At 72.2% G+C, this 26,051-nt stretch carries 12 protein-coding genes and 1 pseudogene; 8 read left to right on the plus strand and 5 right to left on the minus strand.

Annotation, left to right across the window (positions count from 1 at the left end; all coding sequences use genetic code 11):
- Positions 1-3: 3 nt before the first annotated feature.
- Positions 4-258: pseudogene (locus IE178_RS17920) on the minus strand (LbetaH domain-containing protein); the annotation flags it as partial.
- 348 nt (positions 259-606) lie between these two features.
- On the opposite strand from IE178_RS17920, the gene IE178_RS17925 reads away from it, so the two are divergent.
- Entirely contained in the window at positions 607-2,418 is a 1,812-nt protein-coding gene (locus IE178_RS17925) for an acyl-CoA dehydrogenase family protein (RefSeq protein WP_193513009.1), read from the plus strand.
- Positions 2,419-2,949: 531 nt separating this feature from the next.
- Here the strand turns inward: IE178_RS17925 and IE178_RS17930 are convergent.
- Both IE178_RS17930 and IE178_RS17935 read right to left on the minus strand, forming a co-directional pair.
- Positions 2,950-3,606 (minus strand): ScbR family autoregulator-binding transcription factor, encoded by a 657-nt coding sequence (locus tag IE178_RS17930; RefSeq protein WP_193513010.1) that lies wholly within the window; start codon positions 3,604-3,606, stop codon positions 2,950-2,952.
- Positions 3,607-3,876: 270 nt separating this feature from the next.
- Positions 3,877-4,584, minus strand: coding sequence for a ScbR family autoregulator-binding transcription factor (locus tag IE178_RS17935; RefSeq protein WP_184765303.1), 708 nt, complete (start codon positions 4,582-4,584; stop codon positions 3,877-3,879).
- Positions 4,585-4,772: 188 nt separating this feature from the next.
- Here IE178_RS17935 and IE178_RS17940 point away from each other — a divergent pair, with 188 nt between their 5' ends.
- Entirely contained in the window at positions 4,773-5,681 is a 909-nt protein-coding gene (locus tag IE178_RS17940) for a quinone oxidoreductase family protein (protein ID WP_193513011.1), read from the plus strand.
- 548 nt (positions 5,682-6,229) lie between these two features.
- Here IE178_RS17940 and IE178_RS17945 read toward each other — a convergent pair.
- Together IE178_RS17945 and IE178_RS17950 are read right to left on the minus strand one after the other, a co-directional pair.
- Positions 6,230-7,168 carry a ScbA/BarX family gamma-butyrolactone biosynthesis protein gene (locus tag IE178_RS17945; RefSeq protein ID WP_318280107.1) on the minus strand — a complete coding sequence of 313 codons (939 nt, stop codon included), beginning with the start codon at positions 7,166-7,168 and terminating at the stop codon, positions 6,230-6,232.
- A gap of 366 nt (positions 7,169-7,534) precedes the next feature.
- Complete coding sequence (locus IE178_RS17950; RefSeq protein WP_229876470.1) at positions 7,535-8,713, minus strand: acyl-CoA dehydrogenase family protein; 1,179 nt, start codon at positions 8,711-8,713, stop codon at positions 7,535-7,537.
- 265 nt (positions 8,714-8,978) lie between these two features.
- Between IE178_RS17950 and IE178_RS17955 the strand changes: the two genes are divergently transcribed.
- The 6 genes from IE178_RS17955 to IE178_RS17980 all read left to right on the plus strand — a co-directional run.
- Positions 8,979-9,761 (plus strand): thioesterase II family protein, encoded by a 783-nt coding sequence (locus IE178_RS17955; RefSeq protein WP_184765307.1) that lies wholly within the window; start codon positions 8,979-8,981, stop codon positions 9,759-9,761.
- 887 nt (positions 9,762-10,648) lie between these two features.
- Complete coding sequence (locus tag IE178_RS17960) at positions 10,649-11,827, plus strand: IS701 family transposase (protein WP_184765308.1); 1,179 nt, start codon at positions 10,649-10,651, stop codon at positions 11,825-11,827.
- A gap of 232 nt (positions 11,828-12,059) precedes the next feature.
- Positions 12,060-12,929: an AfsR/SARP family transcriptional regulator gene (locus IE178_RS17965; RefSeq protein ID WP_184765309.1), complete on the plus strand. Its 870-nt coding sequence runs from the start codon at positions 12,060-12,062 to the stop codon at positions 12,927-12,929.
- 342 nt (positions 12,930-13,271) lie between these two features.
- Entirely contained in the window at positions 13,272-15,521 is a 2,250-nt protein-coding gene (locus tag IE178_RS17970) for an ATP-binding protein (protein ID WP_184765310.1), read from the plus strand.
- A gap of 164 nt (positions 15,522-15,685) precedes the next feature.
- Complete coding sequence (locus IE178_RS17975; protein WP_193513013.1) at positions 15,686-17,269, plus strand: aspartate aminotransferase family protein; 1,584 nt, start codon at positions 15,686-15,688, stop codon at positions 17,267-17,269.
- Positions 17,270-17,605: 336 nt separating this feature from the next.
- The coding region (locus IE178_RS17980) for a type I polyketide synthase (RefSeq protein ID WP_193513014.1) at positions 17,606-26,051 on the plus strand (8,446 nt) is incomplete at its 3' end.

A 26,051-nucleotide genomic window follows, 5' to 3' on the forward strand; every position in this document is an offset into this window, starting at 1 on the left:
CCGTCACGGGCCGGCTGCCGGGGCGGCGGCCTCCAGATCGGCGATACTGCCCGACATGATCGTCCGCACATGTTCGGTGATGTGCTCCGCGGGCCAGTCCCACCAGGCCACCGCGAGCAGCCGGGCGACGTCCTCGGCGCTGTAGCGGGTGCGGACGAGGCGGGCCGGGTTGCCGCCGACGACGCCGTAGTCGGGCACGTCGGCGGTGACCACGGCGCCGGAGGCGATGATCGCGCGGTGTCCGATCCGTACGCCGGGATCCCCGATCGGGGGAGTGACCGACGTCCTCGGTGCGGATCCCTCCCTGCCGGTGGGCCGGTCGGTACACGCAAGGCGGTGTCGACGGACCGGCCGGTCGAGATCGGTGCGCCCGCGTCGGTCAGGGGTGTCGATCCCGGCTGTCACCGGGCGGCCGGGATGTCGTCGAGGCTGGTGTAGACGGCCTTGCCCCAGGCGCGCGCTCGGGCGTTCTCAGTCGGCTTTTGATCCCTTCTGTGGGGAGGTGTCGCGGCGCCATGGAAGGGCGCATTCCACCGCCTGAGCTCCCTCAATCGTGGCAATGATCATGATGTGGCGATGTGATCATCAGCTGTAGCTTGTGCGTCTATGATCGAAACGCAGCGTCCCCCGCAGCAGCAGGATTTATCGCACGACCTGGCCGCCGCTCTGTTCGGCAGTCGCGCCGCGACATTCCACCACCCCTGGAAGCGATTGTTCAGCTCCGCACCGTTTGCCTACCAAGAGGGGCTCACCCACGAGGAGCGCATCCGGCTGTCGTACGAGCGGCTGCGTCTGGTCAATGACGCCATCGACGACCCGTCGGCCTTCGCCGATCATCCTGCCGCGCTGAGCGCGATGCACGAGTGGGCCGGCGTCGTCGACGCCGGCATGGCGACCTGCGCGAGCATCCACTACAACCTCTTTCTCGGCAGCCTGCTCGATCACGACCATGACGATCGGGATCTCAGCGAATACGTCCACATGTCGCGCATCGGGACGTTCCTGTGCACCGAACTCGCACACGGCAACGACGCCGCCCAGTTGGAAACCACCTGCACCTTCGACCGGGACACCGGCGGATTCATCCTCAACACCCCTACTCGGGGCGCCTGCAAGTGGATGCCCAACACCAGCTCGCTGGGCGGAGCGAAAAGCGCGGTCGTCGCCGCCCGCCTCCTCGTCGACGACCGGGACCTGGGCGTGTTCCTGTTCCTGACACCCCTGAGTGATGCCCACGGCACACCGCTGCCCGGCATAGAGATACGCAGACTTCCCCAGACGGCCAGCAGCCCCGTCGACCACTGCGCGACCAGCTTCCACCACGTACCCCTGCCCTACACCGCACTCCTTCAGGGCGAGCACGGACGCCTCACCCGGGACGGCCGCTTCACCAGCAACCTCGGCAGCCCCCGCAAACGGTTCCTGCGCTCCATCGGCCGCGTCACCATGGGCAAGCTCTGCATGAGCGCCTACAGCCTCGGCACCACCCGCCACGCCCTGACCGTCGCCGTCCGCCACGCCCACAACCGCCACACCTCCGGCATGACCAGCGGACACAAGGTGCCCCTGTTCGCGCACCGCAGCCACCACGCCCCCCTCTTGGAAGCCACGGCCACCGCCTACGCCGCCACTCTCCTGCAGCGCAGCGTGACCCAGCAGTGGGCCGACGCGGCAGGCAGCGACCCGGAGCAGTGCGAGCGGCTCATCGCCGTCACCAAGGGATGGATCACCTGGCAGGCCCGCACCATCATGACCGAATGCCGCGAACGCTGCGGCGCCCAGGGCCTGATCCTGGCCAACGGCATCGCCGGCCAGCTCGCCGCGAACGAAGGCACCATCACCGCCGAAGGCGACAACAAGGTGATCTGGGTCAAGGCCGCCGGCGAGATGCTCCTCGGCGGCTTCACACCTCAACCGGTCAGCGACCTCCCGCCCGGGCAGCGCATGCTCGAGGATCCGCGGTATCTGCAGGATCTGCTGGCGGACATCGAGCGGATATGGCACGAGCGGGCCCGCGCCCGCCTGCGCACCGGCCGCGCCCCCTCGCCCCTGGCGCGATGGAACGCGACCGTCACCCCCGCCCTCCAGCTCGTCGACGCGCACGCCCACCGCCTCGCCGGCCAGGCACTGTCCGACTCGGCCGACCAGGCCGGCACCGCACAGACCCGGCGCCTGCTCACCGACCTGCACCGGCTGTTCGCCCTTCGCCGGATCGCCGCGCACAGCGGTGACCTACTGGCCCAGGGACGGATGACCGCCGACCAGGTCCAGCAGCTGCCCGACGCCGTTGACAACGTAGTCGCGGCGTTGGAACCCCACGCACTGACGCTTGTCGCAGGGTTCGACGTGCCGGAGGAACTGCTGGACAGCCACCCCATGCTGCACGCCGCGCCCGCAGCGGACCTGGTGCCGGCGTAGGGGAGCGAACGCGCACGGGGGACATCGGCTGGACGCAGACCGCACCGCGAGGCTGCGTCCGGTCAACGGCGTCACCGCCGAACGGCCTCCCCAGCCCTCCCAGCCCGTCCCGGATCGGTGACCCGGTGCTCTCCTGAGCGCCGTACGGGCCGGTGCGGACCCGCTGTCCGATCGAGGATCCGGCGCTGTTGCGCGGGGCCCGCCTCCGTCGTGTTGATCACAGGCTCCACGCATCAACCACGACAGGAGAACCGTGCCCATCACGACGCCGCGGATTCCCACCCCCGACGGCCGGGCCGACGCCAGGCTCTGGACGCCGCAGGTGTCGGCTATACCTCCGAGATCCACCCCGGCACCGTCCACGGCTTCACCCTGTCCGACACCGGCGCTTTCAGCGCCTCCGGGCTGAAGCGCCACCGGGCAACTGGCCGGGACGCGCCGCGGCGGGACCGTCCTCCGCGAGAGAACGCGGGCCGGGCAACGCCTCATGGCGCGCGAGTACGGCTGCTCAGGCCCCGGCGGGACGGGCCCTCACGGAGTGTGCAGGGGGTCCTGACCCGCGGACGGTTGATTCAGCAGCCGTTCGGGGCGGTGGGGCGAGATGTCCAGCTTCGCCAGCACCCCGGGGACGGCCATACCGGGCAGGACGAGAGCGAAGAGCTCCGAGACCTCGCCCACCAGGTCCTGCTCCTGCGGCAGGGAACTGCTCACCAGCTGGACGCCGGTCCACGCCCCGACGAACAGCCGGGCGATCGTGGCAGGGTCGGCGTGCGGCTGGAGTTCCCCCCGCTCCTTCGCGGCGACGAGCAGGTCCAGACTCAGCTGGATCCAGTCGGGCCAGCGAGTACTGAACAGCGCCCGGGCCTTGGGATCGATGGAGAGCCGGATCGACGCGCTCAACAGGGGCTCGCGGGGGAGGCGGTAGGCGAGGAGCAGTGCGAGGTCGATCCACTCCTGCACCTTGTAGGTCTGGGGGGTGAATCCCTGTGTGGTCACCGCCTCGTCGAGCACGCCCTGTGCCAGCGCCTCCTTCGACGTGAAGTGGAAGTACAGCGCGCCCCGTGTGAGTTTCGCGCGTTCCAGGATCACGGAGATGGACGCGGCGTCGTAGCCGTACTCGTTGAAGACCTCGGCCGCGGCCTCCAAGAACATCCGGCGTGTCCGGACGGCCCGCTCCTGCATCGCCACGTGGCTCCTTGTTTCCCCAGGGTCTCCTTCGAGCTGAAAGGACCAACGGATCGGTATGTCAAAGGGTTCAGAATAGTGTCGCCCAATAGCCTGTGTGAATTCGGCCATCGCACGCCACACCACGGCACTCGCGCGGTCGGGAGACCCGGTGCAGCGGTGGCCGCCCGGGTAGGCGTCGCGGGCGCCCGCCGGCTTCCGGACGCACGCGTTCGCCGACTCCCGGTCCGCACGCTCGCCGCACACCCGGTCCGGCGAAGCGCTCGCGTCCGGTCACCGCTCCTCGGTACACGTGTCACACCGCGCGACCGCCAGGCGCCCCATCACGCCGCCCTCGGTCCGTACCTGCTCGTCCCAGCGGGCCACGACTTCGGAGCCTGCGGCATCGACCTTGGCCCGCGTCTCCTCCGAGGCGAGGCCGGGCAACACCATCTTCCAGAACCGCGTCACCACGCGCCGGGAGGACAGGGCGGCGTCCTTGCGTCCGAGGGACTCGAGACCCATGACGATCGCCATGATGGTGGCGCAGGCGTCGTCCGGCAGTACCCCGGCGGCCAGGTTGCCCTCGTACTCGGCGATGGTCAGCATTCCCCGTACCCAGCTGCGCCACTTGAGCCAGAGGTCGGCACCGCCGTCCCAGGCCGCGTCGTTGTCGAGGCCGAGCCCGGCGCGCAGCACCACGTTCTCCCCGAACTGGGTCGCCAGGACATGGGTGGCGTCGATCAGGGTCTGCAGGGGCGAGGGCCGTGCTTCGGTGCAGGCCGTCGTGATGTACCGCAGGCTCTCCTCGGCCGCGGCCTGTACGGTCTCGCCCAGCTCCTTCTTGCTGCTGAAGTGAAAGTTGAGTGCGCCTGTACTCACGCCGGCCCCGGTGCTGATGTCCGCGAGTGACGCGGACATGAATCCTCGTCGGTCGAAGACCTCGGCCGCCGAACAGATCAGCTCCTGCCTCGTGCGTACCGCACGGTCCTGCTTGGCCATCCTTGCAGCTCCGGGGTGATGAATGGTGAGCCCGGTGCACGCCTGCGTACACACAGGTCACGCTAACAAACCGAACGTAAGGTTTCTTCTTGGGGCCCCGGTCGACTCGATAACAATCGCGAGACCGGGGCGGGCCGGGTGGGCCGTTGCGCGGTGGATCTCAAAGGGCGGGGAGGATACCATGCCACATGCTCGCTATCCAGTTCGATTGTTTCGGTGGTCCTGAGGTTCTCACCCCCGTCGAGCTCCCTCCTCCGGTGCCGGGGCCGGAGGAGGTTCTTATCGCGGTGGAGGCGGCCGGTGTCAACTTCGCCGACACGCACCAGACCGACGGTTCCTATCCGATTGCCGGCAGTTTGCCGTTCATCCCGGGCAGTGAGGTCGTCGGGCGTACCCCCGACGGAAGACGCGTGCTGGCCCGGGTGACCGGAGGGTACGCCCAGCAAGTGGTCGCCAGACAGTCCGCGGTCGTGGAAATTCCCGAGGAGGTACCGGCGGCCGAGGCGTTGGCGCTGCTGATGCAGGGGCTCACCGCCTGGCATCTGCTGCGGACCGCGGCCCGGCTGCGGGAGGGCGAGACCGTCGTCGTGCACGCCGCGGCGGGCGGTGTCGGCAGCCTTGCCGTCCAGTTGGCCAGGGAGTTCGGCGCGGGCCGGGTCCTCGCCCAGGTGTCGTCCCGGGCCAAGGCGGAGCTGGCTCTGCGGCTCGGCGCGGACGCGGTGGTCGAGTACCCGCTGGAACAGAAGGCGGATGTGGTCCTGGACGCGGGCGGCGGGCCTCTCTTCGGCCCGGCGCTGCACTCGCTCGCCCCCTTCGGCCGGCTCGTCACCTATGGCAACGCCTCTCGTGAGGGGATCCCGCCGGTCGATCCCGCACTGCTCCACCAGCTCGGCGCGTCGGTCGTCGGCTTCCGGCTGCGGCACGCGCTGGCGTCGCCCGGCGCGACGAGCGGTCCACTGAAGGAGCTGTTCGGCCTGGTCGCCGAAGGACGCCTGAAGCCCGTCACGGGTGCCAGTTACCCGCTGACCGAGGCGCGGCGCGCGCACGAGGACCTGCTGGCGCGGCGCACGACGGGCAAGGTGGTTCTCGTTCCCTGAAACGGCGACTGCTTTTCGACACAGTTTCGGGCCGGTGATCGAGTCGGATGACCTCGTTCCGCCAGGGGACCGGCGCCTCGCGCGGACCGGCGATCCGAGCGGAGACACCGGTCCGCGCGAGGCGCCGGTCCTGGGGCGGTTACCCCGCGATGGGCGGGCGGAGCGTTCCGGTGCCTGTGGTCGTCCCATGGCTTCCGCCGTCCACGGGATGGCGGTCGACGCGTTCGGTTCGGTGTCGCCCGACCCGCGAAGGCGCACTGCTGCGTGGCGCGCGGGGCGGTCGTGCGGACACGTCCGGGTGAGCGAAGGACCGGTCGCGGCCCGGCACTCTTCCGAGTGCCGGGCCGCGACCATGAGTCGACGCGACCGGCCGGTGTGCGCGGGCCGGGACCGTGACGCCTGCGTCCCGATCTCGGCGCCGTGCGGGAGCGAGGTCCGCTCCGTCCGTCATGGCGGCGCACGGGTGGCCGTGTTCAGGAGGATACGAAGACAAAGCAGGTCGGTGAATATGTTTTACGTCGGCACCACAGGGACTCGGAGCCGGGGAATCACAGGATGGTGCCGGTGAGTTCACTGCGGAAGGCGGTGAGGCCGGACTGTGTACCGGTGATCCGGACGACCAGCGTGTCCGGGCCCTTGAACAGTGGCTCGGCCTCGACCAGGCACGCCAGGTCGAACTCGACGTAGCGCTCGAACTCGGTGTCGACCGCTGTGGGATGGAAGACGCCCGGTCGGACGGCGGCCTGGGCGGCCTGGACGGCGGCTTCGATCAGACCGAGGCCGGGCACGTGGTCCACGGGGTGGTCCAGCAGATGGGTGTTGGCGATGTCGCTGCGCAGGAGCCAGCGCAGGGGCTCACCGGTCGGGCAGAGCACGACGTCCGAGGCCGCGGCGCGGCCGACGGACACCGGGTCGAGCGGCGCGGGCAGCGGCCAGTTCCCCCAGTCGACGGTGACGCGGTCACCGCGCAGCCGACGGTACGCGGGCGGGGACACCCAGCCGAAGTCCGACTGGGAGCCGGCCACCAGGACTCCCTCGCGGAAGATCCGCATGTCCATCGGTAACGAGCGTGCCGCCCGACCGGTTTTTCCATGCCGCGGCACCGAGACCTCCACCTCGAAGAGAGGGGCCTCGCCCGGTTGCACACGGAAATCCGGGTCCACCGTGTAGTGGAACTCGCGGAGCGTCGTCTGGTGCGTGAGCGGCACCTGGTACTCGGCGTGGGCGACGGTCAGTCCGCTCTGCCGGATGGTCTGGGTGAGGAGGCGGGGGTCGTAGGGCCAGGAGCCGGTGTGGGCGGGCCACTGGGCGCGCAGTGAGAACGTGTCGGCGCCGCTGCGGCCCCAGTCGGTGATCAGTACGCGTTCCGGGTCCCTCAGGTGGACGAGCTCCTTGGGCACCCGCTCCCGTTCATGGTTGTCGGTGCCGGGCGGGGCGTCGGCATGGTGACGCCCCGCTATACGCGGGTGTGCGGTGGTATCGGACACGGAACCCCCAGATGACTCAGTGGTCTGCTTAGCCATCGTCGAACTCGCGCTCGACTCGGATGAACATACCGATCCATCGGTTCTTTTCACAAGGAATGACAAAGGCCGCGTCAAAGGCTGCTTGAGCAAACGGCCAAGAGCGGCCGGTGGCCGGGAAGGTCCAGTGGTGGAGCGGCTGCGACGACACCGAGGGCGAGCCGTCGGCGACACGAGCAAAGAAGGCAAAGGAAGTCCGGATCGGTACCGGCCCCTGTACGGCCGGAAGCGCGCAGGCATGGCACTGGGCCCCGTACCCGGCGTGGAGCAAGCCGGGTACGGGGCCCAGGGGCGGGTCCGATCGAGGACTGATCAGGGGTCGGTCGAGGACTAGAGGTAGGGCGTCCCGGGGTCGAGACCCACCAGGACCCTGCCGTGCACCTCCAGGCTCATGTTCGGGTTCATCAGGCCGTGGAGGGTCAGCGCCTCGATGTCACGGCGGAACCGCCGGAAGTGCCCCTTGCGGGCCAGGGAGGACGCGGAGCTCACCGAGTTGAGGGCCTCGACGGCCTCGTTCACCAGCTGGATGGCGTGGCCGGCCCGGCCGCGCACCGTCGCCTTCTCCGCTTCGGTCAGCGGCTCACCGACGTCGGCGCGCTCCTGCACCAGCGTCAGCTGGCCCTCGAACAGCGCCTCCGCGGCGGCGATCCGGTTCTCGGCGACGGCCACCTGGTGCTGCGTGAGCGGGTGCTCGCGCTGGTCCTCCCAGGTGGTGTAGGCGATGGGCCGGCCCAGACCCTCGACGAACGTCTCGTAGGCGCCCTTCGCGGCGCCGAGGAAGACCGCCACCGACTCGGAGATGACCATGCTCAGCAGTCCGTAGTCGCGGCCGGTGGCACCGGAGTTGGAGCGGCCCTCGGCGGTGCCGGTGAGCGCCTCGCCGACGGTGACCAGCCGGTGCGCGGGCACGAACACGTCACGCGCGGTCGTCGTCGAGCTGCCGGTGCCGATCGTGGCGGACACGTGCCAGTCGTCCGCGATCGACAGCTCCGACATCGGCACGAGGGCGTAGGCCTCGTCGATGGTGCCGTCGGGCAGTTCCACCGCGGCGGCGACCAGGTCCCATTCCGCGCCGCGGCATCCCGTGTTGAACCGCCAGGTGCCGTTGAGGAGGTAGCCGCCCTCGGTGGGAACCAGCGTGCTGCTGCCCGCGGTGAAGGCGCCGGAGACCCGGACCTGACCCGTGGCGAAGATCTCCTCCTGCGTCACGTCCGGGTACAGCGTGGCCAGCCAGGCGGTGGAGACCCAGGCCACCGCCACCCAGCCGGTCGAGGCGCATCCGCGGGCGATCTCGGAGAGAATGGCGTACTGCTGCGGCAGCGACAGGTCGAGCCCGCCGAACTTGCGCGGCACGGCGATCCGGAACACGCCTGCCTTCTCCAGCAGGTGGATGTTCTCGTCCGGGATCCAACGCCGGTCCTCGGCCTCCAGCCCGTTCTCCCGGAGCCGGGGCACGATTTCTCGCACCGCCTCCAGTACGGAGTCGAAGTCGGGTTCATGCGGGGACATGGCGCCTCCTGGCATCGATCGTGTGCATGCTCTTCACCGTCGGAACGGTGCGCGGCCGACCGTAACGGTCGTGCAGGTGCGGGCGGGTAACACGCTGTCACTGGGCGGTAATCGCATGATCTCCGCCGGTCAGGGGCGCCCCTTCGGACGGAGCGGCGTGACAGAGGGTGTTTGGGCGAGCTTTGACCGCCCGGTCCCATCATGGCGACGTCCCCGCCCCGAAGCGGTTCACGGGAACCGCCGGGGCGCCGAGTGGAGGAGCGACATGAGTGGTGAGTGGTTCCGCAGGTTCGTCCCCGACTCCCAGGGGGCTTCCGCGACCGGAGGTGCGCTGAGACTGGTCTGCTTCCCGCACGCGGGCGGCGGCGCGAGCGCGTTCCTCCGGCTGTCGCGCGAGGTCATGCCCGGGATCGAGGTCGTGGCGGTGCAGTACCCCGGCCGTCAGGACCGGCGTAACGAGGAGCCGCTGGCCGGTATCGGTCTCCTCGCGGACGCCCTCGCGGACGAGGTACGGCGGGAACTGGCCGGCCCGTACGCCTTCTTCGGACACAGCATGGGGGCGATCATCGCGCACGAGGTCGCCCTGCGGCTGGCCGAGCGGGGAGATCCGGGGCCGGAACGGCTCTTCCTGTCCGGCCGTGGCGCTCCCTCGACGACGCCGTACGCGCACGACCGTCTGCGTACCGACGCCGACGTCCTGGCCATGGTCCGCAAACTGGGCGGTACGGCCAACGCGGTCTTCGACGACCCGGATGTTCTGGCCATGGTCATGCCGACCCTCAGGGCCGACTACCGGGCGCTCGGTTCGTACGTCTGGACGCCGCGCCCCGCCCTGGACGTCCCCTTCACGGTGCTGATCGGGGACGCGGACCCGGTGGTGCCGGTCACCGCGGTGGCGGGGTGGAAGGAGTTCACCACGGCCCGCACCGACATGGAGGTGTTCGAAGGCGGTCACTTCTACCTCGACGTCAGGACGAAGGAGGTGGCCCGGGTGGTCACCTCCGCCCTGGGGCTGGACGGCAAGCGGAACCCGGCGGTCGCGGTCTGACCCGACGGTGCGGGGGCGGCAGGGTGCGCCTGCTCCCTCCGCACGCCCGGTATGCCGGCGCGCCGGCCGGTCCCCGGTCGGCGCGCCCGCCGCGCGTCCTCCCCACGAGGGGCCTCGTGGCGCTCCAGCGGCGCACGATGGACCGCCGACTCGCAGATTCGGCCGCACGACGGGGCGGTAGCCGTGGGCCTGGGGCCCGGCGGCCTTCGCGTCCCGGCCGGCCACCTCGCGCCCGTCACGTCGCCGCCCCCGCCACCTCGCCCCCGCCACCTCGCCCCCGCCACCTCGCCCCCGCCACCTCGCCCCCGACACCTCGTCACCGGCGCCGCGCCCCCGACACCTCGCCCCCGGTGCGTCGCCCGTCGCCGTGTCGCGCACAGGCGACGCGCCCTCCGGTAGGTCACCCACCTCCGACCGCCCATCGGCCGTCCCGCACACCACCGGCGCGCCGACCGGTCCTGGCCCCGTCCTCCACGACACCTCGCCCCCGGAACGCGCCCGGCCGACGGCCGTGCCGGGCGTGGTGTCGGCGGCGCGGTGGCGCTGACGCCCGCGCCTCGCTGACCAGCGGATTCACCCGCTTCAGCGACTGCACGTCTCCCTCCGCGGCGACACGGGGAACCGGCTCCGTTCAGCCCGTCACCAGCGATCGAGGGAGACGAGTGGCCCACTGTTAAAAAATCGAACGGTTGGTATGGTTACAGGGGGCGGCAAAACCCGACCCCGACGGTTATAAGCGCGTGTTGGGGTTCACCTCCCGCGAGGGTAGGTATCCGCGCATGTCGAGGTGGGCGCTGGGGTGGCGCCGACCTGGTTGCGCTGAAAAAACCGATCGATTGGTTTATTTTATGCAGTGAGCAGAGGGTGCGTCACCAGGGGGGAAGTCGGTGGAAGCAGACGTAGGACAGCGCCGGTCATCGCGGGGAGGCGGCGTCGAGTGTCCTGGCGGTCTCGTTCCGGAGGCCGAATCGGAGCTTTTCGCCTCGCTGCGCCGCAGTGGCCAGCGGCAGAAGGCGGAACATTACGTGAAGGGGTTACTCAAGACGCCCGGCCGCAAGACGTTGGGGCACATCGCGGCGCACCTCGGCGGTCCCGCGGCACAGCAGAGCATGCACCACTTCATCAGCGAATCCCTGTGGGAGTGGGCACCGGTCCGCCACGCTTTGGCCCGCCAGGCGCGGCTGGAGCTCGGACACGACGCGTGGGTCGTCCGGCCCACCGCGATCCCCAAGGCCGGAGCCCACTCGATCGGCGTCGACCTCCAGTACGTTCCGCACCTCGGACGCGCCGTCAACGGGCAGCAGGCAGTGGGGGTCTGGCTGGCCTCGGAGCGGGCCGCCGTGCCGGTCGAGTGGCAACTCGTCCTGCCGCGGCGATGGCGCGAGGAACCCCTCCGTCGCAGGGCTCGTATTCCCGCCGGCGTCCGGGCGGACTGCCTGGAGGAGTGCGTCCGCGAGGCGATGGCCCAGGCGACCCAGGCCGCCGGAGTGCCGAGCCGGCCGGTGATCGTCGATGCGGAGGGAGCGGACGCCGTGGCGATCGCCCGCCGACTGGGGGCCGGGGGGCACCAATTCGTCATCCGCACCGGTCCGGGAACCCGACTGAGCGTCGACAGGTCGGTCCTGCCGGCCTACGGCTCGCGTGAGCGCAGCGCCGGAGAGCTGGTCGCCCACCTCGGCCGGATGCGCACTCCGGTCGGCCCGGAACCGGACCGGCCCGTGGCCTCGGTGATCCCGGTGGCGGCCCCCGCCTCCCCGCACGGCGGCGCGCTGAGAGGCCTGCGCCTCATGGGGGAGTGGTCCGCGTCGGACCGGGGTGCCGACCGGTTGTGGCTGACCAACACCACCGGCATCCCCGTGTCCGCGCTGCTGCGGCTGACGCGGCTGAGCGACCTCGTCGCGCGGGACGCCGTGGACATCGGCGACCGCGTCGGGCTGAGGGACTTCGCCGGGCGCTCCTTCTCCGGCTGGCACCGCCACGTGACGCTCGCCTCGATCGCCCACTTCGCCACCGTGCTCGCCGCCGAGCCGTCCCCCTGTGCCGCGGCTGCCTGCGAGGCCGCTTGACAGGGTGCCCGGCGTGCCACCACCCCAGTCCACCCGTCGACCACGTGCTCGAACCAGGGGCTGACGTCCCCTGGCCCCCTGGCTCTTGGCCCGCTGGTCGGCGTCGCGTATCGCGGGGGGATGACCTACCCGTGACGTCAGCGGGCTGTCCACGAACGCCGCCCACCACTCCACGACCACGGTGGGCGACGCACCAACGCGAGCTCGAACGCCCGGAACAGGAGTATGCGCAGTGCGGTTGAACCTGATCGGCCCACTCCAAGTCATCACCGACGACGGCAGGGAACACGCGCCCAACGCGCCGAAGATAGGCCGGATGCTGGCGGTCCTCGCGCTCCAGCCGCGCGAGGCCGTGCCCACCGCCGTACTGATCCAGGAACTGTGGGGGCAGAACCCTCCGCGCAGCGCGGCCAAGACTCTGCAGACGCATGTGTACCATGCGCGCCGCATGTTCCAGGAGGAGAGAGTCACGGCCGCCGGCCGTAATCTGCTGGTGGCCAGAGCGCCCGGATACGAGCTCCGGGTCAACGACGACGAGGTCGACGTCAGCAGCTTCGAGCAGTACCTGAGGCAGGCGCGCTGGGAGTCCCGGAGCGGACAGTTGGAGAGGGCCGCCCACCAGGTGAACCGTGCCCTCGCCCTGTGGCGCGGCCCGGTCCTGAGCGGCGTGCCGGTCGGCACCGTGCTCGCCGGCCGGATCGCCCGCGTCGAGGAGCTGCGGATCAACGCCCTCGAACTGCGCATCGAGATCGAGAGCAGGCTGGGCAGGCAGCGCGACCTGCTGCCCGATCTGCGGGCTCTGGTCGAGGAGTTCCCGCTGCACGAGTGGTTCCACGGGCAGCTCATCTCGGCGCTGCACCAGGCGGGACGCAGGAGTGAGGCCCTGCAGGCCTACCACGCGCTCTACAGCATCCTCCAGAAGGAGCTCGGCCTGGAGCCCTCGGCGGACCTGCGGCGGCTCCAGGCCGAGATCCTCGGCTCCTCAGGGCGCGAGGAGTCGTCCGGACCGCTCCACCTGGAGGCACCGGAGACGTCGCGGCGGCACCTGTCGCCCGTCCCGTCGAAGCAGCCGCGTCCGACCGCCGTCGCCTGCTTCGGCTGACGACCCCGGACGTCACGGACGTCCGACGTGCCGGCCAGGAACGGCGGCACATCGGTGGTGGTGACGCGTACTCCCGCCGACCACACAGACGGTGAACGCCGGTACCGCCGGGCGTTTCATCACCAGTACATGAACAGGCGGTGACCTTCGTGGACCCGAATGCGGTTCCCGCCCACAACGGCGTGGCACGGGACGGCGGCATGTGCCGAGATTTGTGCGATCTTGGACCACGGCCCTGCACGATGGTGACGGATCTTGACGGATTCGGGCGGTTGCCGCGGATCGACCACTCCGCGTCCCGCCCGTGTATCCCGCCTTTACGGGGATGGAGTTGGGCGAGTCATGCAGTTCCGAATGCTGGGTCCGATAGAAGTTGTCGACCATGGTGAGCAGGTGCCCCTCGGCGGCACCAAGCAGCGCGCCACCCTCGGTTTCCTCCTGCTCCAGACGAACAAGGTAGTGGCCACCAGCCACCTCATGAACGCGCTGTGGGGCTACGACGACGTCCCCGCCACGGCACGCAAGATTCTGCAGAACGCCGTCTACGGCCTGCGCAACATCCTGTCCGCCGGGCGGGTCAAGGGTGACCCGGGCGCCGCCGCACTGCTGACCCAGCCACCCGGCTACATGATGCGGGTCGACCCCGAGCGGGTGGACCTCCAGCTGTTCCACAAGTGGGTCGTGCAGGGCAGGGAGCAACTGGCGCGCGGCGACGCGGAGTCCGCCTCCGCGCTCCTGCGCGACGCCCTCGCGCTGTGGCGCGGGCCGGCCCTCGCGGATCTGGTGGAGGGCGGCATCCAGTGGCCCGAACTGGCCACGATCGAGAACACCCGGCTCGACGTCATGGAGGACTACTTCGACGCACAGCTCGCCTGCGGCAACCACCACTCGGTCCTCGCCGAGCTGGAGCGGATGGTGCAGTCCGAACCGCTGCGCGAACGGTCGTGCGGTCAGCTCATGCTGGCCCTGTACCGCTGCGGACGACAGGTCGACGCTCTCAACGTCTACAGCCGGGTCCGGGCCGTGCTCGTCGAGAGTCTCGGTCTGGAGCCCGGCCGGGGTCTGCAGCAGCTCCAGCAGGCGATCCTCGTCCAGGACCCGGCCCTGTCCCTGGCCCGTCCCGGCACACCCGACCCCTTCACGGTCCGGGCCGAGATCCGCGTCGGCTCCACCCCGCCCCCCGCCGCCCTCCTCCCCGCCGTTTCCCCGGAACCCCGGGACACCCGCCCCCTCGAGTCTCGGACCCACCCGGCGGACGGCATCACCATGCCGGAGCAGCGCGTGTCCGAACCGGCGGCACGGGAGCGGCGCACCGACTCCACGCGCCGCAGGGTCTCCGCGATGTCCGTACGCGCCCGGCTTGCCCCGACCCGCGCCGATGTGACCCCCAAGGACGCCGACGCCCTGCTGGAAAGCGCCTGTCACCTGGTCACCGAGCAGGTGGAACGGTTCGGTGGCACCGTCACGGCGTCGATCGGCTCGATGTCGCTGGCCGTGTTCGGACTGGACGGACCCAGCGACGACGACGCCCGGCAGGCCGTCCTCGCGGCACTCGCCATCCGTGACCTCCTCGACGTCCCGGCCGGCGACGACCCCGAGGCGCCGCGGCTGGCCGTGCAGTGCGCCGTCACGACCGGAGAGGTCCTGCTGCGCCACCGCAGCCACGAGGACACCCCCGCCGTCATCGGCACCGTCCTGGACGAATCCCAGGCACAGCTCTCCGAAGTGCCGGCCGGGCAGGTGCGGGTCACCGACTCCGTCCGGCGGGCGAGCGAGCACGCCGTGCGCTACCGGCTGCCGGACCCGGCCTCCGGGAGCTGGGAGGCGCTGGGTCCCCGTGACGAGGGGCATGCCGAGGACAGCGGCGCCGAGATGTACGAACAGGACCTCCTGCGTGGGCTGGTACGGCGCACCCGGCACCGGGGCGTGCCCCACCTGGTGACGGTGCTCGGGGAGCGCGGCACCGGCAAGACGCGGCTGCTGCGCAACTTCGAACGCTGGGTGACGGCGCAACCCGACGCGCCGCGCATCCTGACCGGGCGGATTCCGGCGGCCGGCGAGGACGGCCACCGGCTCCGGCTGGCGGCCCAGATCCTCGCCGCCTACTGCGGCGCGGCTCCCGGGGAGGACGCGACGGCCGCGCTGACCCGCACGGTCCGCAAGCTCTTCCCCAGCGAACGGGCCTCCGCCCTGCTGGTCTCGCGGCTCCGCCCGCTGGTGACCACCGCCGGCATCGGTGTGGACGACCGCTTCGGAGGGCCGCCCATCACCGAGACCATGAGCGCCTGGGCCCAGCTGTTCCAGCAGGCGGCGTGCCAGGAGCCCCTCGTGCTGTGCATAGACGACCTCCATCGCGCCCCCGACGCGGTACTCGACGCCGTGGAGGAACTGGCGGAGACGGCCGGGTCGGGTCCCCTGTGCGTGGTCGTCGGAGCCGGCCCGGAACTGCTGCTGCGAAGGCCGGGCTGGGCCGGGGGGAAGAGTCACGCCACGACGGTCACCCTGGACCGTCCGGAGCGGGTCACCAACGAGCAACTCGTACGACTGCTGCTGTCGGCCAGCGGAAGCGAGGACGCCCGGACCCTCACCTGAAAATGCCACGCTCCACAACGGAACTCACCAGCGGGTAATCGGACGCCCATCATTTTCGGAATTCATGGGATGGCCGCGGCATGACCGCCCACTGGAACGCCCCGAAGAGAATATCGGCACGGTCTGCCGGTGAACGCGCATTCCGCGCTGAAAAGGAGCTGGACATGAATCCCGAATCCGCTGACGCCGAGCTCGCCGAGCCGTATCTGCGCGGCCTGTTGGCCTCGGCCGGCCTCGATGTCGAGTACGTACGGGGCGAAGGCAACACGCTCTACCGCCTCGACGCGCAGGGGCAGGAGACCCCCGTACTCGACTACGCCGGCGGATACGGTTCGCTGATCTTCGGTCACAACAACCCCGAGATCGTGGCCCGGGCCAGGGAACTGCTGGACGGGAGCGTGCCGGTGCACGCGCAGTTCTCCTCCCACCCCTACGCCAACCGGCTCGCGGCCGAGCTCAACCGGATCGTCCACCGGGAACTCGGCGTCGACGAGCCGTACTACGCCACCTTCGCCAACAGCGGCGCGGAGGCCATCGAGGCAGCGGTCAAGCACGCCGAGCTCGACCGCGTGCTGCGCCTGAGCGAGACCCTGGCGGAACTCGCGGCCGGGGTGGAGGAGGCCCGCGCCGCCGTGGGCGACGGCTCGGCGACCGTCCCCGACGCCGTGTACGCGCACCTGGCGACCGAGCGCCCGGCCGGCGATCCGCTGGCACCGGTGATCGACGAGATCACCCGCAGGAACGGGGAACGCGCCGCGAAGGCCCCGGTGTTCCTCGCCCTGGAGGGCGGCTTCCACGGGAAGCTGATGGGCAGCGTCCAGCTCACCCACAACGAGGCCTACCGCGCCCCGTTCGCGGCGCTGGGCGTCCGGGCGAGGTTCGTGCCGCGGGGCAGGCCCGAGGCCCTCGACGAGGTCCTGGCACAGGAGCGCGGCGTCCTGCTGGGCCTCGCCGTCGAGGGCGGGGAGGTCCGCGTCGTGGAGCGCGAGCACCCCGTGTTCTGCGCCTTCCTGCTGGAGCCGATCCAGGGCGAGGGCGGCATCCAGCCGCTGTCCGACGCGGACGCCCGGATCATCCAGGAGTTCGCCGACGCCACGGACTGCCCGCTCATCCTCGACGAGATCCAGAGCGGCCTCGGCCGCACCGGCACCCTCCTCGCCAGCTCGCAGATGGGCCTGCGCGGCGACTACTACACGCTGGCCAAATCCCTGGGCGGCGGCCTGGCCAAGGCGTCCGTGATGCTCGTGCGCCAGACCCGCTACCGTGCGCAGTTCGAGCTGGTGCACAGCTCGACCTTCGCCAAGGACGCCTTCTCCTGCCACATCGCGCTCAAGGTCCTCGAGATGCTGGAGCGGGACGGCGGCCAGGCCTACCGGCAGGCCTCCGAGCGCGGCGCCGCGCTGCAGGCGACGCTGGAGAAGGTCCGTACCGCCTTCCCGGACGTGGTCAAGGAGGTCCGGGGCCGCGGCCTCATGCTCGGCTTCGAGTTCCACGACCAGTCGCAGGCCGAGCACCCGGCGATCCGCGAGGCGGCCGGCGGCGGCCTCTTCGGGTACGTCATCGCCGGTCACCTGCTGCACGGGCACTCCATCCGGACGTTCCCCACCGCGAGCGCCGTCAACACGCTGCGCTTCGAGCCGTCGGTGCTGCTCACCGACGAGGAGATCGGACGGCTGGAGGAGGCCCTCACCGACGTGTGCGCCATCCTCCGGGAGCAGGCCGGGGAACGACTGGTCCTGTCCTCCTGAGCCCGACCGCCCGCACCGTTCCTCCCTCACTCCGGCGGCGGCTCCCCCACTGCCCCGGACACACTGCCCGGCCCGTGCTCGTTCACGGGCCGGGCACCGTGCTGTCCGGGGCGGTGGGTAGTACGCGGTCCCGGATCTCGGCAATTACTGAGCCGTGGCCGGGCATTGGGGAGGGAATTCCGTCCCGCACGTAGGGTCGACTTACTGGGATCGCGGCACATTCCCGCCACGACATGCGTGTTACAGCCGGGCCAGAAGAAATGCGTGACATGCGCCATGAGGCGCCGAACGGGCTCGCGCCATGGGAATTCGGTTATGGAAGGGCAGCGGAAGTTCATGATGAATGAGCATGCTCCGGCGGTCGACCGTCACATCGGGGACAACGAGCCGATCGCTGTCGTCGGACTTGCCTGCCGGCTGCCGGGAGCGGACGGCCCCGCCGCCTTCTGGGAGCTGCTCGGCGGCGGCACCAGCGCGATCACGGACGTGCCGGAGGGCCGGTGGGGGGCGGGGGAACCGTCCGCCGTCCGGCGCGGCGGATTCCTCGACGGCGTGGCCGACTTCGACGCCTCCTTCTTCGCGGTCTCCCCGCGTGAGGCCGCCGCGATGGACCCCCAGCAGCGGCTCGTCCTCGAACTGGTGTGGGAGGCGCTGGAGGACGCGGGCATCCTGCCCGCCTCCCTGCGCTCGACGCCCACCTCGGTGTTCGTCGGCACACTCCGGGACGACTACACCAACCTGCTCTACCAGCGGGGCACCGACGCCATCGGCCAGCACACCATGACCGGTGTGAACCGCGGCGTCATCGCCAACCGCATCTCCTACCACCTCGGACTGCACGGCCCGAGCCTGACCGTGGACGCCGCCCAGTCCTCCTCCCTGGTCGCCGTACACCTGGCCTGCGAGAGCCTGCGCAGCGGCGAGTCCACCACCGCGATCGCCGCCGGGGTCAACCTCAACCTCCTCGCCGAGAACACCGTCACCGAGCAGCGGTTCGGCGCCCTGTCGCCCGACGGCGTCACCTACACCTTCGACGCCCGCGCCAACGGCTTCGTGCCCGGCGAGGGAGGCGGCGTCGTCCTGCTCAAGCCGCTGCGGCAGGCCGTCGCCGACGGCAACCGCGTCTACGGTGTCATCCGGGGCAGCGCGGTCAACAACGACGGAGCCACGGACGGACTCACCGTGCCGAGCCGCACGGCCCAGGAGCAGGTCCTGCGCACCGCCTACCAGCGGGCGGAGACCGCCGCCGGTGCCGTGCAGTACGTGGAACTGCACGGCACCGGCACCCCCGTCGGCGACCCCATCGAGGCCGCCGCGCTCGGCGCCGTGCTCGGCGCGGGGCGCCCCGAGCACGAGCCGCTGCGGGTCGGATCGGTCAAAACCAACATCGGCCACCTGGAAGGCGCGGCCGGCATCGCCGGGCTGATCAAGACCCTCCTCGCCCTGCACCACCGGCAGCTTCCTCCCAGCCTCAACTTCGAGACGCCGAACCCCGCCATCCCGCTGGCCGAACTCCGGCTCGACGTGCACCGCGAACTGGCGCCGTGGCCGCACCCGGACCGTCCGCTGGTGGCCGGCGTCAGCTCCTTCGGCATGGGCGGCACCAACTGCCACGTCGTGCTCGCCGAAGCCCCGGCCGCCGCGGACGCCGGGAACCCCGAGGACGTACCGCCGGCCGACACGCCCGCCGTGCTGCCCTGGGTCGTCTCCGCCGCCGGCGACGCCGCGCTGCGCGCCCAGGCCGAGCGGCTGCACGCCCACGTGGCCGCGACGGAGCCGTCCGCCCGGGACGTCGGCTGGTCCCTGGCCACGTCCCGCACTGTCTTCCGGCACCGGGCCGTGGTCCTCGCCCCCGACCTGGCGGGCCTGCTCGACGGCACCGCCGCCCTCGCCGAGGGCCGCCCCGCGGCGAACGTGGTCACCGGGACCGCCGACGGAGGCCGCACGGCCGTGCTCTTCACCGGCCAGGGCGCCCAACGGATCGGCATGGGGCAGGAGCTCTACGCAGCGTTCCCCGCCTACGCGGCCGCCTTCGACGAGGTCGCGGCGGCCCTCGATCCCCACCTGCACCGGCCCCTCGCGCAGATCATCGGCACCGGTGAGGGACTGGACGAGACGGCCCGGGCCCAGCCCGCGCTGTTCGCCGTCGAGGTCGCCCTGTACCGACTCCTCGAATCCCTCGGTGTACGGCCCGACTACGTGGCCGGGCACTCCATCGGCGAGCTCGCCGCCGCCCACGTCGCCGGCGTCCTCGACCTCGCCGACGCCGCCCAGCTGGTCGCGGCCCGGGGCCGGCTCATGCAGGAGGCCCGCGACGACGGCGCCATGATCTCCGTACAGGCGGGCGAGGAGGAGGTCGCGGCCGAACTCGCCGGACTGGAGGGGCAGGCCGCCATCGCGGCCTTCAACTCACCCACCTCGACCGTCATATCGGGCGACGCCGACGTCGTGGAGGAGGTCGCGCGGCGACTGCGCGAGCGCGGCCGCAAGACCAGGCGGCTCACCGTCAGCCACGCCTTCCACTCGCCGCACATGGACGGCGTGCTCGACGAGTTCCGTCGGGTCGCGGAGCGCCTTACCTACCACCCGGCGCGCATCCCCGTCGTCTCCAATGTCACCGGCGACCTCGCCACCGACGAGGAACTGTCCTCGCCCGACTACTGGGCCCGCCAGATCCGCCAGGCCGTCCGCTTCGCCGACTCCGTGCGCCGCCTGGAGGCCGAGGGCGTCACCACGCTGGTCGAGGCCGGTCCGGACAGCGTCCTGTCCGCCCTCGCCGAGGACACCGTGGAGGACCCCGGCGCCGTCGTGGCCGTGGGGATGCTGCGGCGCGAGCGGCCCGAGACGCAGACGCTGCTCACCGCACTCGCGACCGCCTTCACCCGGGGCGCCGACGTCGACTGGGCCGCGCTGTCCGGTGGGCCCGGGACCCGGCGCGTCGACCTTCCCACCTACGCCTTCCAGCGCAGGCGGTACTGGCTCGACGGACCGGCCCGGACGGGCGCCGCGCCCGCCGCGGGCCCGGACCTCACCGCCGCGCACGAGGACGACACGCGGCAGGAGGCCACGGCGCAGCCGCGCGGCGCCCTGGGCGCACGCCTGGCCGGACTGTCCGACACCGCCCGCCGGCAGGCCGTCGGTGAACTCGTCGACGAGCACATCGCCGCCGTCCTCGGCCACACGGACGGTGAGCGCGTCGACGCGCTCACCCCGTTCCAGGAGCTGGGCTTCAGCTCCCTCATGACCACCGAACTCCGCTCGGCGCTGGCCCGGGCGACCGGACTGCGCCTGCCCACGAGTCTCCTCTTCGACCACCCCACGCCGCGCAGGCTGGCCCGCTTCATCGAGGCCGAACTGCTCGGCGACGACGCGCAGACCACCGACACGGCCACCGCCGCCGACGACGGCGAGCCGATCGCCATCATCGGCATGGCCTGCCGCTACCCGGGAGGAGTCTCCTCACCGGAGAGCCTGTGGCGCCTGGTCGCCGAGGGCACCGACGCCGTCTCCGCCTTCCCCAACGGCCGCGGCTGGTCCGACGACCTGTACGACCCCGACCCGGACCGACAGGGGACCAGCTCCGTCCGGCACGGCGGATTCCTGCACGACGCCGGCGAGTTCGACGCCGCCTTCTTCGGCATCTCACCGCGCGAGGCCCTCGCCATGGACCCCCAGCAGCGGCTCCTGCTGGAGACGTCCTGGGAGGCCATCGAACGCGCCGGCGTGCTGCCCGCCTCGCTGCACGGCACCCGGACCGGCGTCTTCGTGGGCGCCACGTCGCTGGAATACGGGCCGCGCATGCAGGACGCGCCGCGGAACGTGCAGGGCAACGTACTGACCGGCTCCACCGCCAGCGTCATGTCGGGCCGCGTCGCCTACCAGCTCGGCCTCATCGGCCCCGCCGTCACCGTGGACACCGCCTGCTCCTCCTCCCTCACCGCCCTGCACCTGGCCATCCGCTCCCTGCGGTCGGGCGAGACCAACCTGGCCCTGGCCGGCGGCGCCGCGGTGATGTCGTCGCCCGGCATGTTCGTGGAGTTCTCCCGGCAGCGGGGCCTGGCCCCCGACGGCCGCTGCAAGTCGTTCGCCGCGGGCGCCGACGGCACGGGCTGGGGCGAGGGCGTCGGCATGCTCCTCGTGGAGCGGCTCTCCGACGCCCGCCGCAACGGCCACCGGGTCCTCGCCGTCGTCCGCGGCTCCGCGATCAACCAGGACGGCGCCAGCAACGGCCTCACCGCCCCCAGCGGCCTCGCGCAGCAGCGGGTCATCCGCCAGGCCCTCGCCGACGCGCGGCTGACCGCCGCGGACGTCGACGCGGTCGAGGCCCACGGCACCGGCACCAAGCTCGGAGACCCCATCGAGGCCGAGGCGATCCTCGCCACGTACGGCAGCGACCGCGACGGCGCGGAGCCGGTGTACCTGGGATCGCTGAAGTCCAACATCGGACACGCACAGGCCGCGGCCGGTGTCGGCGGCGTCATCAAGATGGTCCAGGCGATGCGGCACGCGACGCTGCCCCGGACCCTGCACGTCGACGAGCCCTCGCCGCACGTGGACTGGTCCACGGGCGCCGTGGAACTCCTCACCGAGCCCCGTGACTGGCCCACCGTCACCCGCCCGAGGCGCGTCGCCGTGTCGTCCTTCGGCATCAGCGGCACCAACGCCCACGTGATCCTCGAATACGACCCCACCGAGGCCACGCCGACAGCTCCCGCCGTCCCCGGCGACACGGAGGCCGACGCCGGTACCGCGGGCCTGCCCGCGCCCTGGCTGCTGTCCGGCCGGGACGAGGACGCGCTGCGCGCCCAGGCCGCCCGGCTGCGCGACAGCGTCACCGAGACCGGCGTGTCCGACGGCGCCGGCACCGCCGCGGTGGGCCACGCCCTCGCCACCCGCCGCACCTTCTTCGAGGAGCGGGCCGCCGTCTTCGGCGCCACCGTGGCCGACCGGCTCGCCGTACTGGAGGCACTGGCCGCCGGCACCCCCTACGCGGACGTCCCGGACGCCGTCACCGGCAGCGCCGCCGGCGCCGGCCGCACCGCCTTCCTCTTCACCGGGCAGGGAGCCCAGCGGCTCGGCATGGGACGGGAGCTGTACGAGGCCTCACCGGTCTACGCCGCCGCCTTCGACGCCGTGTGCGCGGCGTTCGACGGAAAGCTGGAGCGTCCGCTGCGCGAGGTCGTGTTCGCCGACCCGGACGGCCCGGACGCCGAGCTGATCCACCGGACGAGCTTCACCCAGCCCGCACTGTTCGCCACCGAGATCGCGCTGTTCCGGCTGCTGGCCCACCACGGCACCACCCCCGACCTGGTCGCCGGGCACTCCATCGGCGAACTCGCCGCCGCCCACGCCGCGGGCGTGCTCTCGCTCGACGACGCCGCGACCCTCGTCGCCGCCCGCGCCCGGCTCATGCAGTCCGCCCGCCCCGGCGGCGCCATGATCGCCGTACAGGCCCAGGAGGACGAGATCCTGCGGTCCCTCCGGGGCCACGAGCGTGCCGTGAGCATCGCCGCCGTCAACGGCCCCCGTTCGGTGGTGATCTCCGGTGACGCGGACGCCGCCGAGGAGATCGCCGAGGGCTGGCGGGCCGAGGGCCGCAAGACCAGCCGGCTGAAGGTGAGCCACGCCTTCCACTCACCGCACATGGACGACGTTCTCGACGAGTTCCGCGAGACCGCGGCGGGCCTGACCTTCCGGGCCCCGGCCGTCCCCCTGGTGTCCACGGTGACCGGTACGCTCGCCACCGCCGACGAACTGGCCTCGCCCGACTACTGGTCCGGGCAGATTCGGGCCACCGTCCGCTTCCTCGACGCCGTACGGGAACTGGACCGCCAGGGCGCCACCGTCCTCGTGGAGGTCGGCCCCGACGCCGTCCTCACCGCCCTGGCCCAGGAGGCCCTCGCCGAGACCTCCTCCGCCACGAGCGTCACGCTGCTGCGGCCGGGCCGTCCCGAGACCGACACGTTCGCCCGCGGCCTCGCCCGCGCCCACACCGCCGGCGCCCCCCTGGACGGCGCGTCCCTCCACCCGGCCGGCACCGGCACCACCGTGTTCGAACCGCCGACGTACGCCTTCCAGCGGGAGCACTACTGGCTCGCCCCCGAGGCGCCCGTCGACGCGCGCGGACTCGGCCTGGACACCGCCGACCACCCGCTGCTCGCCACCGTGGTCGAACTGGCGGAGAGCGAGGGCACGGTCCTCACCAGCCGGTTGTCACTGCGCGACCACCCCTGGCTCGCCGACCACGCCATCACGGGCACCGTCCTGCTGCCCGCCACGGCCTTCCTCGAACTGGCCGTCGCCGCGGGCGGCCACCTCGGCGCCCCGCAGGTCGACGAACTCACCCTGGAAGCACCGCTGGTGCTCCCGGAGAGCCAGGCGGTCCGCGTCCAGGTCGCCGTCGGCGCACCCGACCCCGCCGGCGCCCGGCCGTTCACCATCCACGCCGGCCCGGACACCGCCGACGACGACGCACGTCACTGGACCCGGCACGCCTCCGGCACCCTCACCCCGGCGGCCCCCGCCGCGACGAGCGGCGAGGACCTGACCGTCTGGCCGCCCGTCGGCGCCCGGCCCGAACCGCTCGCCGACGCCTACGACCGCCTCGCCGCCCTCGGCTACGACTACGGCCCCGCCTTCCAGGGCCTCACCGCGGCCTGGCGCGACGGAGACGACCTGTACGCGGAGGTACGCCTGTCCGACGCTCCCGCCGAGGCGGCGGGAAGCTACGGCCTGCACCCGGCGCTCCTCGACGCCGCCCTGCACCCGCTGGTCCTCGCGGCGGCCGACGGCACCGACCACGACAGCATCCGGCTGCCCTTCGCCTGGTCCGGGGTCACCCTGCACGCCGTGGGCGCCGCCGCCCTGCGCGTCCGGGTCAGCCCGCGCGGCACCGACGCCTACCGGATGACCCTCGCCTCCGACACCGGTGCGCCCGTGGCCGAGGTCGAGTCCCTCACCCTGCGCCCGGTCGAGCGGCGGAAGCTGGCCGTGACGGGCCGCGCCTCGGCGGCCGACACGCTGTACGACCTCCGGTGGCCGGCCCTCACCGTGCCCCCGGGGGACACCGGTGTCCCGGAACCGGTCTTCGCCGAGGCACGGGACGGTCTCGCCGACGTGGAGGCGGCCGACGTCGTCCTCGTCCGGCAGTACGGGGCGCACGGCACCACCGGGACGGACGGCCGGCACACGCCGACCCTGCGGGTGCTGCGCCTGGTCCAGGAGTTCCTGGCCGACGAGCGGTTCGCCGCGGCCCGCCTCGCCGTGCTGACGTCGGGCGCGGTCGGCGCCCTGCCCGGCGAGGACGTCACCGACCTCGACGCGGCCCCCGTATGGGGCCTGGTCCGCTCGGTGCAGTCCGAGCATCCGGACCGGCTGGTCCTGGTCGACCTCGACGCCGACGCCGCCGCGGACACCGAAACCGGCCCCGCCGGGCTGCTCGCCGCCGCCCTCGCCACCGGAGAGCCGCAGCTCGCGCTGCGCGACGGGACGCTCCACGCGCCCCGGCTGGCCACCACGGACACCGTCCGCGCCGACGGCGAGCACCCCGGGTTCGCACCCGACGGCACCGTCCTCGTCACGGGCGGCACCGGAGGGCTCGGCGCCCTCTTCGCCCGACACCTGGTGGCCGAACACGGCGCCCGGCACCTGCTGCTGGTCAGCCGTCGCGGCCCCGACGCGCCCGGTGCGGCCGACCTCGCCGCCGACCTCACCGCACAGGGCGCGACCGTCCGCGTCGAGGCGGCCGACATCGCCGACCGGGAGGCCGTCGCCGCGCTCCTCGATTCGGTGCCCGACGCCCACCCGCTGACCGCGGTGGTGCACACCGCCGGTGTCCTGGACGACGCGACCGCCCTGTCGCTGACCCCGGAACGCCTGCACACCGTGCTCGGCCCCAAGGCGGACGCGGCCCGGCACCTGCACGAACTGACCGGTGGCCTCGACCTGCGCGCGTTCGTCCTGTTCTCCTCGGTGTCCGGCCTCGTCGGCACCGCCGGCCAGGGCAACTACGCGGCGGCCAACGCCTACCTGGACGCGCTGGCGCAGCACCGCCGCGCCCAGAACCTGCCCGCCACCTCGCTCGCCTGGGGCCTGTGGGACGCCACACACGGCATGGGCGCCACGCTGACGCCCGCCGAGATCGCCCGCTGGGAGCGGGCCGGGATGCCGCCGCTCACCCCCGAACAGGGACTCGCCCTCTTCGACCAGGCCCTGAGGTCGGACGCCCCGCTGCTCGTCCCCGTGCCGCTGCGGCTGTCCCGAGCCGGTGCCGCCGAGCCGCACCCGCTCCTGAAGGGTCTCGTCCCCGCCCGCCTCCGCCGCGTCGCCCGGGCCTCCGGTCCGGACGCCGGGACGGAGTCCTCCTGGGCCCGGCAGATCGCCGCGCTCCCCGAGGACAAGCGGAAGGAGACCGTGCTCGACCTGGTGCGCACCAAGGTCGCCGCGGTCCTCGGCCACTCCGGAGCCACCGCCGTCGCCCCCGACCGTGCCTTCAACGACATGGGCTTCGACTCGATGAGCGGCGTGGAACTCCGCAACGAGCTGGCCCGGACCACCGGTCTGCGGCTGCCCACCACCCTCGTCTTCGACCACCCCGCCCCGGCCCCGCTCGCCGCCTACCTGCTCGGCCGCGCCGTCACCCAGGAGGCCCCGGCCGCGGTCACCCGGCGCACGGCCAGGGCGGACGAGCCGATCGCGATCGTGGGGATGGCGTGCCGTTATCCGGGTGGGGTGTCGTCGCCGGAGGATTTGTGGCGGCTGGTGGCCGGTGGTGTGGATGCGG

Origin of the sequence: Streptomyces griseoloalbus (assembly GCA_014650015.1) — a bacterium.
Taxonomy (GTDB): Bacteria; Actinomycetota; Actinomycetes; order Streptomycetales; family Streptomycetaceae; genus Streptomyces; species Streptomyces griseoloalbus.

Coding starts and splice junctions, on each gene's coding strand:
- IE178_RS17940 (WP_193513011.1), top strand. CDS start 4,773: ATGCTCGCTATCCAGTTCGATTGTTTCGGTGGTCCTGAGGTTCTCACC.
- IE178_RS17950 (WP_229876470.1), bottom strand. CDS start 8,713: ATGTCCCCGCATGAACCCGACTTCGACTCCGTACTGGAGGCGGTGCGA.
- IE178_RS17955 (WP_184765307.1), top strand. CDS start 8,979: ATGAGTGGTGAGTGGTTCCGCAGGTTCGTCCCCGACTCCCAGGGGGCT.
- IE178_RS17935 (WP_184765303.1), bottom strand. CDS start 4,584: ATGGCCAAGCAGGACCGTGCGGTACGCACGAGGCAGGAGCTGATCTGT.
- IE178_RS17970 (WP_184765310.1), top strand. CDS start 13,272: ATGCAGTTCCGAATGCTGGGTCCGATAGAAGTTGTCGACCATGGTGAG.
- IE178_RS17975 (WP_193513013.1), top strand. CDS start 15,686: ATGAATCCCGAATCCGCTGACGCCGAGCTCGCCGAGCCGTATCTGCGC.
- IE178_RS17925 (WP_193513009.1), top strand. CDS start 607: ATGATCGAAACGCAGCGTCCCCCGCAGCAGCAGGATTTATCGCACGAC.